This is a genomic window from Catellatospora bangladeshensis (assembly GCF_016862575.1).
Lineage (GTDB): Bacteria > Actinomycetota > Actinomycetes > Mycobacteriales > Micromonosporaceae > Catellatospora > Catellatospora bangladeshensis.
Window position 1 is genome coordinate 1 of sequence record NZ_BONF01000037.1, and the last position, 15,970, is coordinate 15,970.

At 71.2% G+C, this 15,970-nt stretch carries 13 protein-coding genes; 5 read left to right on the forward strand and 8 right to left on the reverse strand.

The features are described 5' to 3' along the window. The first annotated feature begins 153 nt into the window (after nucleotides 1-153). Together Cba03nite_RS28385 and Cba03nite_RS28390 are read left to right on the forward strand one after the other, a co-directional pair. Nucleotides 154-2,289 carry a cellulase family glycosylhydrolase gene (locus tag Cba03nite_RS28385; RefSeq protein WP_203752546.1) on the forward strand — a complete coding sequence of 712 codons (2,136 nt, stop codon included), beginning with the start codon at nucleotides 154-156 and terminating at the stop codon, nucleotides 2,287-2,289. A 168-nt stretch (nucleotides 2,290-2,457) separates the two neighbouring features. Continuing rightward, nucleotides 2,458-4,437 carry an elongation factor G gene (locus tag Cba03nite_RS28390; protein WP_203752548.1) on the forward strand — a complete coding sequence of 660 codons (1,980 nt, stop codon included), beginning with the start codon at nucleotides 2,458-2,460 and terminating at the stop codon, nucleotides 4,435-4,437. Between the two features lie 62 nt (nucleotides 4,438-4,499). Here the strand turns inward: Cba03nite_RS28390 and Cba03nite_RS28395 are convergent, their stop codons facing one another. From Cba03nite_RS28395 to Cba03nite_RS28425, 7 genes are read right to left on the reverse strand one after another with little or no spacing between them, the layout of a single operon-like run. After that, nucleotides 4,500-5,489: a TauD/TfdA family dioxygenase gene (locus Cba03nite_RS28395; protein WP_203752555.1), complete on the reverse strand. Its 990-nt coding sequence runs from the start codon at nucleotides 5,487-5,489 to the stop codon at nucleotides 4,500-4,502. Then, complete coding sequence (locus Cba03nite_RS28400; protein ID WP_203752558.1) at nucleotides 5,479-6,405, reverse strand: phosphotransferase; 927 nt, start codon at nucleotides 6,403-6,405, stop codon at nucleotides 5,479-5,481. Before Cba03nite_RS28400 ends, Cba03nite_RS28395 begins: the two co-directional genes overlap by 11 nt. Before the next feature lie 2 nt (nucleotides 6,406-6,407). Then, complete coding sequence (locus Cba03nite_RS28405) at nucleotides 6,408-7,604, reverse strand: MFS transporter (RefSeq protein ID WP_203752561.1); 1,197 nt, start codon at nucleotides 7,602-7,604, stop codon at nucleotides 6,408-6,410. Then, complete coding sequence (locus Cba03nite_RS28410; RefSeq protein WP_203752565.1) at nucleotides 7,601-8,776, reverse strand: ATP-grasp domain-containing protein; 1,176 nt, start codon at nucleotides 8,774-8,776, stop codon at nucleotides 7,601-7,603. Before Cba03nite_RS28410 ends, Cba03nite_RS28405 begins: the two co-directional genes overlap by 4 nt. A gap of 1 nt (nucleotide 8,777) precedes the next feature. Then, nucleotides 8,778-10,028: an ATP-grasp domain-containing protein gene (locus Cba03nite_RS28415; protein ID WP_203752567.1), complete on the reverse strand. Its 1,251-nt coding sequence runs from the start codon at nucleotides 10,026-10,028 to the stop codon at nucleotides 8,778-8,780. A gap of 13 nt (nucleotides 10,029-10,041) precedes the next feature. Continuing rightward, the gene (locus Cba03nite_RS28420) at nucleotides 10,042-11,202 is read right to left on the reverse strand and encodes a trans-sulfuration enzyme family protein (RefSeq protein ID WP_203752570.1); all 1,161 of its coding nucleotides are present in this window, start codon (nucleotides 11,200-11,202) and stop codon (nucleotides 10,042-10,044) included. Beyond that, nucleotides 11,199-11,864 (reverse strand): 2OG-Fe dioxygenase family protein, encoded by a 666-nt coding sequence (locus tag Cba03nite_RS28425; protein WP_203752572.1) that lies wholly within the window; start codon nucleotides 11,862-11,864, stop codon nucleotides 11,199-11,201. The genes Cba03nite_RS28420 and Cba03nite_RS28425 overlap by 4 nt, the downstream gene beginning before the upstream one ends. Before the next feature lie 209 nt (nucleotides 11,865-12,073). Between Cba03nite_RS28425 and Cba03nite_RS28430 the strand changes: the two genes are divergently transcribed. Both Cba03nite_RS28430 and Cba03nite_RS28435 read left to right on the forward strand, forming a co-directional pair. Beyond that, nucleotides 12,074-12,244, forward strand: a complete 171-nt coding sequence (locus Cba03nite_RS28430) for a hypothetical protein (protein WP_203752576.1) — start codon at nucleotides 12,074-12,076, stop codon at nucleotides 12,242-12,244. A 114-nt stretch (nucleotides 12,245-12,358) separates the two neighbouring features. Then, nucleotides 12,359-13,618 carry a helix-turn-helix domain-containing protein gene (locus Cba03nite_RS28435; RefSeq protein WP_203752579.1) on the forward strand — a complete coding sequence of 420 codons (1,260 nt, stop codon included), beginning with the start codon at nucleotides 12,359-12,361 and terminating at the stop codon, nucleotides 13,616-13,618. Nucleotides 13,619-13,675: 57 nt separating this feature from the next. On the opposite strand, the gene Cba03nite_RS28440 is transcribed toward Cba03nite_RS28435, so the two are convergent. Next, nucleotides 13,676-15,109 (reverse strand): family 43 glycosylhydrolase, encoded by a 1,434-nt coding sequence (locus Cba03nite_RS28440; RefSeq protein WP_203752582.1) that lies wholly within the window; start codon nucleotides 15,107-15,109, stop codon nucleotides 13,676-13,678. A 244-nt stretch (nucleotides 15,110-15,353) separates the two neighbouring features. Between Cba03nite_RS28440 and Cba03nite_RS28445 the strand changes: the two genes are divergently transcribed. Further along, nucleotides 15,354-15,965: a hypothetical protein gene (locus Cba03nite_RS28445; protein ID WP_203752584.1), complete on the forward strand. Its 612-nt coding sequence runs from the start codon at nucleotides 15,354-15,356 to the stop codon at nucleotides 15,963-15,965. Nucleotides 15,966-15,970 lie beyond the last annotated feature (5 nt).

Genomic DNA, 15,970 nt, shown 5'->3' on the forward strand with positions numbered 1-15,970 from the left:
CCTCGATCAGTCAGGCACGCAGGATCTCGCCCGAACGGTTGAATAGTTTGGATACACAACTTAGTCTCATGTGATCAGTGTCAGACACTGCGCAGTGCCTCGGCGACCGGGCAGTCAGTCGCGCCGCGCAGCCCCTCATCAGCGAGGACTCTCATGACAAGTCTGCAGCACAGGCTGCGCTCTGCCCGGTGGAAGGCCGCGCTCGTCCTCGGCAGCGTGGCCACGGTCGTGGCCGGCGGCGCGCTCGTCGCGGCCACCAACGCCTACGCCGCGGCGGGCTGCCGGGTGAACTACTCCGCGCCCAGCCAGTGGCCCGGCGGCTTCACCGCCAACGTGGAGATCACCAACCTGGGCGACCCGGTCAACGGCTGGAACCTGGTCTGGACGTACGCCAACGGCCAGAAGGTCACGAGCATCTGGAACGCGAGCTACACCCAGCCCGCCGCCACGGTGACCGCCACGAACCTGTCCTACAACGCCGCGATCCCCACCAACGGCACCGTGTCGTTCGGCTTCAACGGGTCCTGGTCGGGCACCAACACGGCGCCCACCTCGTTCACGCTCAACGGGGTGGCCTGCACCGGCTCGGTCGGCCCGAGCGCGTCGGCCAGCGCCAGCGCCTCGCCGAGCGCCTCGGCCAGCCCTCGCCCGTCGAGCAGCCCGTCCACCAGCCCCTCGCCGAGCACCCCGCCGCCCGGCAACGCGATGGCCGCGGTCGCCGCGATGCAGCCCGGCTGGAACCTCGGCAACTCGCTGGACGCCACCGGCGCCGACGAGACCTCCTGGGGCAACCCGAGGATCACCCAGTCGCTGATCACGAACATCAAGGCGCAGGGCTTCAAGAGCATCCGCATCCCGGTCACCTGGGGCCAGCACCAGGGCGGCGCGCCGAGCTACACCATCGAGGCGGCGTACCTGGCCCGGGTCAAGGAGGTCGTCGACTGGGCGCTGGCCGCCGACCTGTACGTCATGCTCAACATCCACCACGACTCGTGGCAGTGGATCGCCAACATGCCCGGTGACCGCACCAACGTGCTCAACCGGTACAACGCGATCTGGACGCAGCTGGCGAGCACGTTCCGCAACTCCTCGCCCAAGCTGACCCTGGAGAGCGTCAACGAGCCGCAGTTCACCGGCTCCTCCGGCGACGCGCAGAACGCGCAGCTGCTCAACGAGCTGAACACCTCGTTCCACCGGATCGTGCGCGCGTCGGGCGGCAACAACAGCACCCGCCTGCTGGTGCTGCCGACCCTGCACACCTCGGCCGACCAGGCTCGCATCGACGAGCTGACGGCCACGTTCACCGCGCTCAACGACCCGAACCTGATCGCCACCGTGCACTTCTACGGCTTCTGGCCGTTCAGCGTGAACATCGCCGGGTACACCAGGTTCGACGCCACGACGCAGCAGGACCTGACCGACCAGTTCGACCGGGTCTACAACGCCTTCGTCACGCGCAACATCCCGGTGATCATCGGGGAGTACGGCCTGCTCGGCTTCGACCGGCACGTCGGCACCATCGAGCAGGGCGAGAAGCTGAAGTTCTTCGAGTACCTGGGCTACTACGCCCGGACGAAGCGGCTGACCACCATGCTCTGGGACAACGGGCAGCACTTCGGCCGCACCTCGTTCGCGTGGAGCGACCAGGAGCTGTTCAACCAGATCAAGTCGAGCTGGACGGTGCGCTCCGGCACGGCCTCCTCTGACCAGATCTTCAGCGCCAAGGCGAGCTCGATCACGGCCAAGGCGGTGACGCTCAACCTGAACGGCGCCACGGTCACCGCCGTCCGCCAGGGCAGCACGAACCTCACCCAGGGCAGCGACTACACCATCTCCGGCAGCACGCTGACGTTCACCGCCGCGGCGATCACCAGGCTGTCGGGCAGCCGGGCGTACGGCGTCAACGCGTCGGTCAACGTGGTGTTCTCGCAGGGCGTGCCGTGGCGGATCAACTTCCTCACCTACGACACGCCGCAGGTGTCGAACGCGACCGGCACCACGAGCAGCTTCGCCATCCCGACCCAGTTCCGCGGGGACGTGCTGGCCACCATGGAGGCCAAGTACGCCGACGGCAGCAACGCCGGGCCGCAGAACTGGACCTCGTTCAAGGAGTTCGACTACACGTTCGCGCCGAACTACGCCGCGAACAGCATCACGCTCAAGCCCGAGCTGTTCAACGACATCAACGCCGGGGCCAAGGTGACGCTCACCCTGCACTTCTGGAGCGGCACCACGGTGACGTACTACGTCACCAAGTCCGGCAGCACGGTGATCGGTTCGGTCAGCTGATCCGCCCCCGCGGCGGGCGGGTGCACACCGGGATAAACCGGTTGCGCCCGCCCGCCGCGCCTTGTTGTACTGCGGATGAGTCCTGTCCCCGGAGCAAGGAGAGTCCGATGCGAGCTGTCATGTCCGCCCGCAGGCTCCCATTCGCTCTCGCAGAGGACATGACGCTTCTTGAGGACACTCAACCTCGGCATCCTGGCGCACGTCGACGCCGGTAAGACCAGCCTGACCGAGCGGCTGCTGCACGCCGCCGGGGTCATCGACGAGATCGGCCGCGTCGACGACGGCAACACGCAGACCGACACGCTCGAACTCGAACGCCGCCGCGGCATCACCATCAAGTCGGCCGTGGTGTCGTTCGTGGTGGACGGCACCCGGATCAACCTGATCGACACCCCCGGCCACCCGGACTTCATCGCCGAGGTGGAGCGGGTGCTCGGCGTGCTCGACGGCGCGGTGCTGGTCGTCTCGGCCGTCGAGGGCGTGCAGGCGCAGACCCGGGTGCTGATGCGGGTGCTGCGTCGGCTGCGCATCCCGACGCTGCTGTTCGTCAACAAGATCGACCGCTCCGGGGCCCGCTACGGCGAGCTGCTCGACGGCATCGCCGCACGGCTCACCCCCGCGATCGCCGCGATGGGCGCGGTCGACGGGCTCGGCGGCGCGGCGGCGTCGTTCACGCCGTTCCCGCCGGAGCATCCCGGCTTCGCCGGCCGGCTCGTCGAGCTGCTGGCCGAGCACGACGACGCGCTGCTGGCGGCGTACGTCGACGGCGGCGCGCCCGTACCGTGGCGGCGGCTGCGCCGCTGCCTCACCCAGCAGTCCCGGCGGGCGCTGGTGCATCCGGTGTACTTCGGCTCGGCCGTGACCGGCGCGGGTGTGCCGGAGCTGATGAGCGCGGTCACGCGGCTGCTGCCCACGGCGGCGGGCGATCCGGCCGCACTGCCGTCCGGGTCGGTGTTCAAGGTCGAGCGCGGCCCCGCCGGGGAGAAGGTCGCCTACGTGCGGATGTTCGACGGCACGGTCCGCGTGCGCGACCGGCTGCCGTTCGGCGAGGGCCGCTCGGGCAAGGTGACCGCGATCAGTGTGTTCGACCACGGCGGCGCCGAGCCGCGCACGGCCGTCGGCGCGGGTGAGATCGCCCAGGTCACCGGCCTGGCCGAGGTGCGCATCGGCGACACCGTCGGCGCTCCCCCGCGACGGCCGGCCGCGGCACACCACTTCGCGCCGCCGACGCTGGAGACCGTGGTCGTGCCGGGCCGCGCCGCCGACCGGGGCGCGCTACACGCGGCGCTGACCCAGCTCGCCGAGCAGGATCCGCTGATCGGGCTGCGGCAGACGGGCGATCCCGGAAGCCCCGAGATCTCGGTGTCGCTCTACGGCGAGGTGCAGAAGGAGGTCATCCAGACGACCCTGGCCGAGGAGTACGGCATCGGCGTGTCGTTCCAGGAGACGACCACCATCTACATCGAGCGCCCGGTGGGCACCGGCGTGGCGGCCGAGGACATGGGCGGGGAGAACCCGTTCCGGGCCGGGGTCGGGCTGCGTCTTGCACCGGCGGAGCCGGGCACGGGCGTGCGCTTCCGGCTCGGCATCGAACTGGGCTCGCTGCCGATGGCGTTCATCAAGGCGGTCGAGGAGAGCGTGCACCGCACGCTGCGGCAGGGGCTGCGCGGCTGGCAGGTCACCGACTGCGTGGTGACGCTGACCCGCTCGTCGTACACCCCGCCGCCGCCGTACGGGTGGAGCAAGTGGTCCAGCTCGGCGGGCGACTTCCGCAACCTCACCCCGCTGGTGCTGATGACGGCGCTGCGCGAGGCCGGCACGAGCGTGCACGAGCCGGTCCACCGGGTGACCGTGGAGCTGCCCGCCGACGCGGTGGGCGCGGTCGCGCCGGTGCTGGCACAGCTCGGCGGGGTGCCGCAGGCGACCACGGTGCGCGGCGGCACCGCGGAGCTGGAGGTGCACCTGCCCGCGACGCGGGTGCACGAGCTGCAGCGGCTGCTGCCCTCGCTCACCCGCGGCGAGGGCAGCGTGGACGGCAGGTTCGACCATTACCGGCAGGTGCGCGGGCAGGCGCCGGTGCGGCCACGCGCCGACGCGAACCCGCTGGACCGCAAGGAGTACCTGTTACACGTGGTGCGTCGCGTGTAGTCCGCTGCGGCGGCGCCGGGACCGGGCACGGTGACCGGTCCCGGCATCCCGCCGTTCCACGGTCAGGTGATGATCCGCGACACCGCGGACGTACGCATGGAGCGTGAGGCACGCAGGTTGCGGGTCACGTTGACCCGCTTGAGCCACCGGTCGGTGCCGTCGTAGCGGGGCACGAACGGCCGCCGCCCGTGCACCACCCGGTAGTTGTCGAGGAAGACGATGGAACCGGGGCCGGCGGGCAGGTCCACCAGCGACGCGTCGATCCGGTCGGTCAGGTGCGCCAGGGCCCGGCGGGCCGGTTCGTCATCGGCCAGCACGTACATGTACGCCGGATCCACCTGCAGGTAAGGTCCGTCCGGCCCGCCGTAGAGCACCGGCACCGGGACCGGATCGCTGATCATGCCCGCCACGGACTCGCTCGCCGCCGCCTCGGCAACGTGGGCGTCGTCGGGCAGGAAGCAGAACACCGGCCGGGCCAGCTCCCGCCGAACCCAGTCCGGCAGCGTGTCCGGCGGCACATGGCCGATCGTCGTGGCGGCCTGGCCCGGGTTGCGCAGCGTCAGCAGGCCGAGGTAGTCGCACTTGTAAGGATGGAACGACTCCTCCGTGTGCCACTCCAGCTCGGCCTCGCTGCCCGCGCCGATCTGGTCGTACTCGCGACCCGGCTGGGGACAGATGTCGTGGACCAGTGCCCCGTTCTGCTGGGACGCCCAGCCGAACACGTCGCCGAGCCAGCCCGCGGCCAGCATCAGCTGCGCCGAGCCCAGCGCCGAGCGGTCGGCCGCGGTGCCGTCGCTCCAGCCCAGGGGGGTGGGCCCGAGCCGTGCCGCGTCGATGTCGACTCCCCGCACGACCACGCCCAGCACCCGCTCCTCCAGCAGGGACGACAGCGCCGCGCGCAGCGAGCGGGGCAGATCCCCGCTGAGGATCTTCGCGAACTCCGGATCGAGGGATCCGGGACGGTAGCCAATCAGTTCACGCGCCAGCGACGCGAGCGCGGCCGCCTCTTCGGCGTCGAGCGTCACTGCGCCGAACTGGGATTCAATTGACACCGGGCACTCCATTGCTGAGGGATCGCAGAAGATCGAACATGGGACGGGGGGACAGGCCCATGGCCGGATCGGCCAGGCGCCCGAAGAGGAACTCGGCACAGGCGACGAAGAGCATCAGCGGGAGCAGCCGAGACTCGCCGCCGGCCGGCGGGCGTACGCTGCGATAGCCGGCGAGCAGCGCCCGCACCAGCCGCGCGTCCCACCCGCCCGACCCGGTGCAGCAGCTGATCAGCGCCGTGGCGAGGTCCAGCAGCAGCGGCCCCCGCCGGGCCTCCTCGAAGTCGATCAGGACCGCGCGGTCGGGCTCGGCGAAGACGACGTTGCCCGGGAACACGTCGCCGTGCAGGAAACCCCACTCGACGCCGTCGCACCCGAGACTCGCGCCGAGGTCCAGGACGCCGCGCAGGTAACTCTGCTCCGCCGGGGTGAACGCGGCGTCCAGCGCACCGGCCAGGAGGGGCAGCCGCCGCCACGGCGGGGTCCACTCCGGAACCGGGCTGGCGTCGACGTGCGCCTGCAGCAGATGCAGCTCGCCAAGCGACCGGCCGACCGCGCGCACGCGCCGCTCGCTCGACAGCGTCTGCAGGGAGCCGCCGCCGAGGAAGCGCGACACGACCACGGCCTGTCCCCGGTGGAACGTCACCGGCTCGGCCGCACCCGGCGGGCGCAGGTAGGTTGACACCGGCGCGCCCAGACCCGCCAGCTCGTCGAGGATGCCCGACAGCGCGGCGAAGAAGGTGCGGTCGAAGTGGCGTTCCAGCGCGGTGAGCACGAACGGGCCGCGCTCGGAGGTCACCCGGAAGGTGGAGTTGACCGAGCCCTCGGCGACGGGCGCGACGTCGCGAACGCCGCCGATGCCGTACGCCCGCAGGATTGCCGCCGCTTCGGTGGTGGAGAGGTCGAACCGGGCGCCCACGCTCACGCCTCCTTCGGCAGGACGTACCCGCGTGGCGCGGGCAGCCGGGCGAGCAGGACCCCGGCAGCGGCACAGGCCAGAAACGCGAGCCAGGTGAGGGCCCAGGCGCCGTGCTGGTCGGCGTAGCCGGTGAGCAGGCCCCCCAGCCAGCTGCCGGCGAACGCGCAGCCCCCCATGATCAAGCCGCTCGCGCCGAAGTAGGTGCCGTGCAGTCCGGAGGGGGCGCTGCCGTACACCCGTGCCCGGAACGCCGGTTCGATCAGCACCGACGCGGCGGACAGCAGCACCGACGCGGCCACCACCGTGGCCGTGTCGTGCGCGAGCAGCACCAGCACCGCCCCGCAGCCCAGGGCCAGGTAGCCGGCGAGCACCGCCCGGCCGGTGGCGACGATCCGCCGCGTCGCGAACCGGCCCTCCAGCAGCTGCGACATCCCGAACGTGACCAGGGCGTTGGCGGCGAACAGGTAAGGGATGACGCCGTCGGCGCCGAAGCCGATCAGGTCCAGCGAGATCACCACATAGTTCTGCTGGCTGAGCAGGAAATACGGCAGCAGTGCCAGGCACGCCGACCACAGCGCGGCATCCCGCCACGGCTCCCCGGCCCGGGCCAGCACCCCGGCCGGGGCGGGCGGCTGCTCCGGCGCCAGGCCGCGCAGGCCCCACAGGAACACCGCGCCGATGCCGAGGTAGACCGCGGCGCTGCCCAGGCACAGCCACGCGAACCCCACGCCGAGCAGCACCGCGCCGATCAGAGGCCCGAGTGCGGAGCCGATGGTGTCCCAGGTCGCGCCCCAGCGGTAGGCGGACTCGCGCCTGGCGTGCCCGTTGCGCGCCGATCCGAACACGACGTTGAGGCCGGGCCCGAACAGCGCGCCGCCCAGACCCACCAGGGACAGGCCCACGACGAGCATCGTGAGATCGCCCGCGTACGCCAGCACGAGCAGCCCCGCCGAGCGCACCACGACGGCGGCCAGGGTCGTGCCGCGGAAGCCGAACCGGTCGGCGAGACCCCCGCCGAGCAGGCCGCCGACTCGCTGGGAGACCACCCGCACGCCGAGCACCGCCCCGAGCCCGGCCGCCGTCACCATGCCGCCGGCCTCCAGGTAGCGCGGCAGCTGCGGGATCACCATGCCGAAGGCGAGCTGCGACGACGCGCTGACCGCGTAGGCGGTGTACAGCAGGTTCCGTTCCCGGCTCACCGGCGGTACTCGACCTTCACGAGCGCGGCGAGCCGCGTGACGGCCGCGGTGGCCTCGTCCAGATCGGCGCCGAGGCAGATGAGGTAGCCGTGCCGGGTGCTCGACGAGACGGTGCGCGGCGGCGTGTCGCCGGTCCCGTACGGGAAGTGGCACATCAGCACCGCCGGGTCGGCCCGCACCGTGTCCAGCCCGTGCACGGCCGCGATCTCGGCCTGGGCCAGCGTGAAGTAGCGGGACACGACGGCGCCGCCGGGCCGGCCGGCCGCCACGCCGGCCGACGGCAGGCCGGCGACCGCCGCGAGGCCGGCGACCGCGAGGTCGAGCCCGGTGGCGGCCTTCGTGATCTCGACGATGCGGTCGCCGCCCGGCCTGGTATGCGACTCGACGATGAAGACCCGCCCGTCGCAGACCTTGATCTCGGTATGGGTGACCCCGTTCACCACCCCGACCGCGTCCAGGAAGGCGGCCAGCTCGTCCCGGGCCCGCCCGAGCACGTCCGCCGGAAGCCGCGACGGCTGGCAGTGCCCCATCTCGACGAAGCGGCCGTCGGCGGAGACCGTCTTGTCGGTGACAGCGACCAGGTGGTGAACGCCGTCGCGGGAGACCGCCTCGATGCTGTGCTCGCTGCCCCCGACGTACTTCTCCAGCAGTGCGGTCGGCGCCGCCGTGGCAAGGTCCTCGGCGCGGCGGTGGATGCGGATGTCCCGGCTGCCCGAGCCGTCGCGCGGCTTCGAGATCACCGGATAGCCGACCTCCCCGGCCCAGCGGAGCCGGTCCCCGGGCGTGGACGGCCCCGCCAGGAACGGCACGGTGGAGGCCAGCCCCGCCGCCTGCGTGACCGCTCGCATCCGCGCCTTGTCCCGGGTGTTGGCCACGGCGTCGGCGGCCAGCCCCGGCACCCCGAGCCGGGCGGCGAGGAGGGCCGCCACCTCCAGCGAGTCCTCCTGCATGGAGAGCACCATCTCCACCGGGTCGGCTCTGTGCACGGCCGCGGCCATGGCCAGGACCTCTGCCTCGTCAGACAGGTCCGTGAGCACCGTACGCGCGGCCCGGCCGAGGTGTTCGGGCCGCACCCGGCGGATGTCGTCCAGGTGCGTGACGCGGAAGCCGAGTTCCGCGGCGGCCCGCAGCGCCGCACTGGAGGAGCCGACGAGCAGCAGATGGCGCGCCACGTCAGTCGACCTCCAGCAGGATGCCGCCGAGGGCCTCCTCCGCGCGGACCCTGGCCTGCTCCACCGTCGGGGCGTACGCGACGACGCGGCCGAGCCGGTCCTGGTTGGTCTGCGGCGGCCGCACGGGCGCGCCGAGCCTGTCCTTGAGGTGCACCTCGACGTCGTCGGGCAGGTCGCCCACGGTGACCTCACGCAGTACCCCGGCCGCGCCGGCCGCGATGGAGCGGGTGTAGCCCGCCCGGCCCACGACGAACTCCCCGGGCAGGCCGCGGCCCAGGTACAGCTCGAGCAGCGTCCTCCGGATGTCGATGTCCATGCATCGCGCGATGACGTCGGGGATCGAGTTGCCGATGATGCGCGGGTTGATCTCGATGATGCGCGGGCCGTCCGCCGCCAGCACCATCTCGATGTGGGCCGGGCCGTTGTCGTAGCCGATGGCGCGCAGCGCGGCGAGGCCGGCCGCCGTGAGCGCCGGCGCCGGGCCGCCCGTCACCGGGAACCCCGCACCCAGCTCCACGAAGACCGGAGGCGCGCTGAGCAGCCGGTCGGTGACGCCGAGGACCCGGTACACCCCGCGGTCGGCGAGTACCTCGAGGCTGTAGAGCGGGCCGGCGACGAACTCCTCGACGAGCATCACGCCCAGCTTGCGCACCTCGCGGGAGTACATGCCAGTCCGGAAGTGCTCGGCGTGGGCGCGCCGCACGTCGTCGGCGCAGCTCGCCAGCGTCACCGAGATGCTGTCGCTGGCGTCGACCGCCTTGACCACACACGGGAAGCCGATCTCGGCGGCCGCGGTGACGGCCTCCTCGACCGTCGGGACCACCCGGAACGCCGGTTGCGGCACCCCCGCCGCGGCCAGCGCGCCCCGGGTCAGGTGTTTGAGGTTGGCGGCCTCCACCGCGCCGGGCGCCGTGCCGAACAGGCCCGCGCGGGCGGCGATGTGAGCCGCCTGGACGATCTCCGCGTCGCTGGTCGCGATCACGGCATGCACCCCGGCGTCGGCGCAGTAGCGGGCGAGGTTGTCGTACAGCAGGTGCAGGTTGTTGTGGGTGTCGATGCGGATGATGTTCTTGCAGCGGGCCAGGAAGCTGGTCTCCGGCGTCTCGTCCCGGTCGAGGAAGTACTCCGGCAGGTGCGAGGCGAAGGTGACCTCGCAGCCCGCGTCAACGGCGTACTCGATCAGGCTTCGCCCGAAGCCCGACCGGTTGCTCTCCACGAAGAGCAGATGCGCGTTCTCGAGTGCGGTCGTCATGGTTGCTCCCGGTTCAGGCGTGCAGGCGCTTCAGCGACTGCTTGACGTCGTCGACGATGTCCTGGGCCGACTCCAGCCCGATCGCGAACCTGATCAGGCGCGGGTGATCGGGGAACTCCTCCATGTTGGCCGGGCGGGCCAGCGACTCGGTGCCGCCGAAGGAGCTCGCGATGACGCAGACCTCCAGTCCGTCGAGGAAGTCGACGACCGTCTGGTCGTTGGAGCCCCGCCCGGGCGCGAGGCTGGCGTAGAGGATGCCCGCGCCGCCGCCGAGGTAGCGTCCGGCCAGCTCATGGTCTGGGTGTTCGGGCAGGCCCGGGTGGCAGACCCATTCGATGCCGTCGAGTTCTCGCAGCTCCTGCGCGATGCGCAGGGTGCTCGCGTTCACGTGGGCCATCCGCACGGCGAGGGTCTTGAGCCCTCGTAGCAGCAGGTACGACGCGAAGGGGTCCACCGACGCGCCGGAGTAGCCCTTCTCCTGCGCCAGCCGGTCGACGAGTTCCTGCCTGCCGACGATGACACCGGCGACGATGTCGTTGTGGCCGCCCAGGTACTTGCTCGCGCTGTGCACCACCAGGTCCGCACCGTGCGCCAGCGGGTTCTGGTTGATCGGCGTGGCGAGCGTGCTGTCGATCGACAGCAGCGCGCCGTGGGCGCGGCACTGGTCGGCGATCCGCGCGATGTCGAACACGCGCAGCAGGTAGTTCGACGGGGTCTCGACGTGGACCAGCGTGGTGCGCTCGGTGAGCAGGTCGGTGAGATCCGCGCCGGCCATGAGCACGGACACTGAGACACCGATCCGCTCGAAGGAGCGCTTGAGCACGGAGTAGCTGCGGTAGTACGAGTTCTCGGAGATCACGACATGGTCACCCGGCCGCAGGAAGGTGCTGTAGACGAGGCTCACGGCGGCCATGCCGCTGCCCACCAGCACACCGCCGTCCGCGCCCTCCAGCTCGCAGAGGATGCGCAGCGCTTCGGCCTCGGTGGGGTTGGTGTAGCGGGAGTACTTGAACTTCTTCGTCTCCGGGCCGCCGTTGAGCGTGGCGACGTACGGAGCCGCGTCCTCGTACTTGAAGTTCGAGCTCTGGAAGATCGGGAAGGCCATCGCGCCGTGGTCGGCGTACGGGCGGCCGACGTGGCCGTTGGCGGCGATGGTGTGCTTGGACCGGCTCACGCCTGCGCCTCCTGCTGAGCGAACTCGAAGAACAGCATGTCCCGACGGCCCTGAGCGCAGCCCTCGGCGGGCTCCAGCGGGCTGACCGAGTGCAGTGCGGTGCGGTCGTCGAGCAGGATGTAGTCGCCGGGCCGGGTCAGGCAGTGCGTGGTGACCGGGGCCTGAGCCAGGTCGTGGATGGTGCTCACTCCGCCCGCGACGTCGGCCCGGTCCATGAGGATCATCGCGACGTGGTCGACGCCGTCCCGGTGCGCCCCCTCCGGGGTGGGCCGGCCCGACTCGGTCCAGGTGGCGGTGATCCGGTGCTGGTGCACGTTCACGGTCCACGCGGTCGCGCCGGTCCGGTCGGCGAAATGGGCCAGCGCCCGCTGCACGATCGGGCTCTTGAACAGCCTCTGGTCGACGGGCTCGAAGGTGCGCGGGACTCCCCCGTTCAGCTTGTTGATCTCCATGGACTGCAGGAACGGCCGCTGCTCCAGCACCTCTACGGCGCCGGCACGGTAGCTGACGGTGGCGAACCGCCGGCGCCGGTACGTACCGCGGTCCCCCATGAACGAGTCCAGCGGGAGGTCGTCCCACAGCTCGGCCAGCTCCGTCCACTCATCGGCGGTCCAGTCGAGGTGGTCGCTCAGATTCCCGATCTCGTATCGCGGTTGTGTCATGGCCCGAAAACCTAGAAGCCGTTCAAGATCTTGTCAACTTTAGGCAACAACATTTGCCAAATAACGACCAGCTACGAATGTGTCCTGGACGGTTCGCGTTGATTTAGCCTGTTATTCGATGGAAGAAGTCGGCAATGCTTGCCTCGGCTCTTGCCAACTAGTGCCAGCCCACCTAGATTCCTCCGCTGTCAACCAACGACGGGGGAACAATGCTGAAACTCATCCTCACGGCGGTCACCACGGCGGTGTTCGCTCTCAGCCCGGCGAGCGCGCATGGCACCGCCCATGCCGACACCGGCACGGGTACCGGCGACACCTGCCCGACCACACCATGCGAGCCGGTGGCGACGCCGCTCGACAACGTGGACTGGCCGAACTGATCCGCCGCCGGGGCGGCCACCAGCCGCCCCGGCCGGACCCCTGAAGATCGACTTGCCAGAAGTTGGCAAGGCTCGGCAGCATTACCGCATGGCACTTCGCACCGAGTCGAGCGCATGACCACCAGCGAGCGCGCCCCCGGCGAGGGCGACCTGGCGGACCTGCTCCAGCAGCCCCGCTTCGGCCGGCAATTACGCGCCTTCCGCCTGGAGCGGGGTCTGTCCCAGGCCGAGGTGGCCGATGCCCAGATCTCGACGGCATACCTGTCGCGCTTGGAGTCCGGTGCCCGCCAGCCGACCGTCAAGGTCTTCGAATACCTGCTGGAACGGCTCGGCCTGACCGCCGCCGCGTTCCGGCCCGCCGGCCGGGACCAGCTCTCCACGCTGCTGGCGACCGTCGCCTCCAGCGACACCGGCACCGTCGACGCCGCCGAACTCGCGCGCTCGCTGCAACAGGCCCGCAGCGCCGACCCCGCGACCCGCTGGCAGGCGCTCTGGCTCCTGTCCCGAGCCCAGGACCAAGCCGCCCAGCGCGAAGACGAGCTGGTCACCCTGCGCGAACTCGTCGCGCTCAGCGAGGGCCTCGACGCACCGGAGCTGCGGGTGCGCTCGCTCAACCAGCTCGCCCGCTGCCTGCGCGCCACCGGCGACCTCGTATCGGCTCAGGAGGCCGCGGCGGCGTCCTTCGCCGCGGCGCAGCAGCTGCCCGTCGCCGAGCAGGCGCGCCCGCTCATGACGCTCGTGTCGACCGAGGCGGAGATGGGCCGCACCCCCGACGCCCTTGCCCACGCCGCCGAACTGGAGGAACTCGTCGCCGGCGCGCGGGGCACGCTGGCGGTCGAGGCACTGTGGGCCGCGGCGGCGGTGCGCATCCGGGCGGGCGGGTCCGCCGAGGCGGTGCGGCTGATGGAACAGGCGCTGCGGCAGCTGGACAGCCAGGACCACCTGCTGCTGTGGCTGCGCCTGCGGCTCGCCGCCGCGTCGCTCTACCTCCAGACGAACCCGAGCGACCCCGCGCGGGCCGAACACTGGCTGGCGGAGGCGGAGCCGGCCCTCCGGCTCGTCGGCCAGGTGCTGCAGCGCGCCGAGTTCGGCATGCTGCGGGCCATCGCGGCCTTTCAGCGTGACGACCTCGCCGGCGCCGAGCAGGCCTGCGCCGACCTCGAAGGCATCGAGCACCACCTGACCTTCCGCGATCTGCTGCGGGTGCGGATCCTGCGCAACCGGATCCTGCTGCGCCATGGCAGGACCGCCGAGGCCGTCGACGGGCTGCGCGAGCTGGCCACCGCGGCGCAGCATGCCGCGATCGCCGACCTCACCGCCGAGATCTGGCAGACCATCGCCGAAGCGCTGATGTCCAGGCCGTCACCGCCGTAGGGCGGGGCGGCGAAGGCCGGGTCCGGCGGCGCGACCGCCACCGGACCCGGACCGTCCTCACTCCAGCTGGAAGGTCGCGTCGCCGTACGCCGAGCTGGTCACCGCCTGTACGTAGAGCAGGCCGCCACTGTGGCGCACGTACCGGCCGGCGAAGTTCACCGACTCCAGCGAGATGCCGGACCCGGCCAGCCCGGCGCGCTGGTAGAACGTCGCGTCGTTGCGGAACAGGGTGCTGCCGTCGCTGCGCTCGACCCACAGCTCGAAGTTCTTGTGGCGCAGGTAGTAGCCGGGGAAGTTGGCCGACTCCAGGGACACCGTGCCGCTGCCGGTCAGGCCGGGCACGATGCGGAACTGCGAGTCGGCGAGGTTGGTCACGTTCGGCTCCAGCTTCGCCCGGTACTCCCAGTGCCGGATGTAGCTGGTGGTCTGGTTGTGCGAGCGCAGCCGCACCGGGGTGGCGCCGTCGGCGACCGGGATGCCGAAGTTGGGCGTGCCGTCGGCGTTCCAGTACAGCTTCTGCAGGCGGGTGCGCCGGTTGGGGTCGTTGAGCGGGTCGCCGCTGATGTTCTGATAGTTGCGGTCGTGGTAGACCAGGATGTCGCTCTGCCCGTCCTCCGACGTGGTGAACGAGTTGTGCCCGGGGCCGTACTGGCTGGTGTTGGCGTTGCTGACGAAGACGGGGTTGGCCGTCTTGGTCCACGACGACGCCGACAGCAGGTTGGCCGTGTCGGAGGCGGTCAGCAGGCCGAGGCAGTAGTTCGCGTCGGTGGCGCTGGCCGAGTACGACATGAAGATCCGGCCGTTGCGCTTGATGACCGCCGGGCCCTCGTTGACCTTGTAGCCGCGGGTCTCCCAGGCCAGCGTCGGGACGCTGAGCCGGACCGGGGTGCCGCTGATCGTCCACGGGTTCGACATGGCGGCGAGGTAGAGGTTGGAGTTGGTGGCGATGCCGGGCTCGGACTGCGCCCAGGCCAGGTAGCGCACGCCGCGGTGCTCGAAGGTGGTGGCGTCCAGGGCGAAGGTGTCGTTGGGCGTGACGATGCGGCCCTTCTCGACCCAGGTGCCGGTCAGCGGGTTGGCCGAGGAGTTCTCCAGCACGTACATGCGGATACGCCAGATGTCGCTGGACCAGCCGGCGGCGAAGTAGACGTACCACTTGCCGTTCACGTAGTGGATCTCCGGGGCCCAGATGTGGGCGCCCATCTCACCGCTGGCGTGCTTGGTCCAGATCGTCTGCTCGGCCGCGCTCGCCAGCCCCTGCAGGGTGGTCGCGCGGCGCAGCACGATCCGGTCGTACGCCGGGACGGTCGCGGTGAAGTAGTAGTAGCCGTCGGTGTGCTTGAAGATGTGCGGGTCGGCGCGCTGCGCCGCGACCGGGTTGGTGAACGGGGTGGGCGGCGAGGCCAGGGCGGGGCTCGCCAGTGGCGCGACGGCCAGCTGGAGCAGGGTGAACGCGGCGGCGAGCAGGGCCGCGGCGCGGAGACGCGTCATTGCTTCCTCTTCCGATCCGGTGCCGTCCCGGCCGCGCCGTCCGGGCAGCGGCTCGCGGCAGGAGGCATACGTTCGTCGATGTGTCCCGCAGTCTGCCAGACCATGTGAACGTTCACAATCGGTGACCCGCATGGTAGAGGGACATCCGATGAGGATGCCCGAACAACTTGCGTTAGCGGTCACAGGAAAAGGTGAGTCGCCACCGCCGTTCAGGATGATCCCGGCGGCGTGGGACCATCACCGGATGGACAGTCCCCGCCTGGAGTGGACGAACACCACGCACGACTGGACGTCGACGGTGGATCACGACCACCTCGCCGACATCCGCCGCGACCCCGCCCGCTACTCCCCCGGCGGCGCCCTCCACCTGCTGCTGGAGATCATGGCGTACGCCGACGACGAGGCGGCCTACGCCGGACGGCACGGCGTCTGCACGGTCACCCTGCACAGCGACGGCTCGATCTCGGTCGCCGACGACGGCCGCGGCACCGACACCCGCCTCGACGAGCACGGCCAGCCGATCCGCAAGCCGGTGATGGCCACCCGGGACCTGCGCTTCTTCGACGACCCGCCGGCCCTCGCGCTGCCCGACGGCGCGCCCCGGCGGGGCATGTCCGTGGTCGCCGCGCTCAGCGAATGGCTCGTCCACACCAACCGCCGGCGCGGGGGCGCGTGGTCCCAGCGCTACGAGCACGGTGTCCCGGTCACCGACCTCGTCCCGGTCGACGACGACGGCACGACGGGAACGACGGTACGCTTCTGGCCGTCACCGGCGGCGGGCAGCCGGCCGACCGCCGCGGACGTGCGCCGCTACGCGGCCGACTACCCGCACCTGGACGTGCTGGTCGTCGGCTGAGGCGG

Coding starts and splice junctions, on each gene's coding strand:
- Cba03nite_RS28385 (WP_203752546.1), top strand. CDS start 154: ATGACAAGTCTGCAGCACAGGCTGCGCTCTGCCCGGTGGAAGGCCGCG.
- Cba03nite_RS28415 (WP_203752567.1), bottom strand. CDS start 10,028: ATGACGACCGCACTCGAGAACGCGCATCTGCTCTTCGTGGAGAGCAAC.
- Cba03nite_RS28425 (WP_203752572.1), bottom strand. CDS start 11,864: ATGACACAACCGCGATACGAGATCGGGAATCTGAGCGACCACCTCGAC.
- Cba03nite_RS28430 (WP_203752576.1), top strand. CDS start 12,074: ATGCTGAAACTCATCCTCACGGCGGTCACCACGGCGGTGTTCGCTCTC.
- Cba03nite_RS28435 (WP_203752579.1), top strand. CDS start 12,359: ATGACCACCAGCGAGCGCGCCCCCGGCGAGGGCGACCTGGCGGACCTG.
- Cba03nite_RS28440 (WP_203752582.1), bottom strand. CDS start 15,109: ATGACGCGTCTCCGCGCCGCGGCCCTGCTCGCCGCCGCGTTCACCCTG.
- Cba03nite_RS28445 (WP_203752584.1), top strand. CDS start 15,354: ATGGACAGTCCCCGCCTGGAGTGGACGAACACCACGCACGACTGGACG.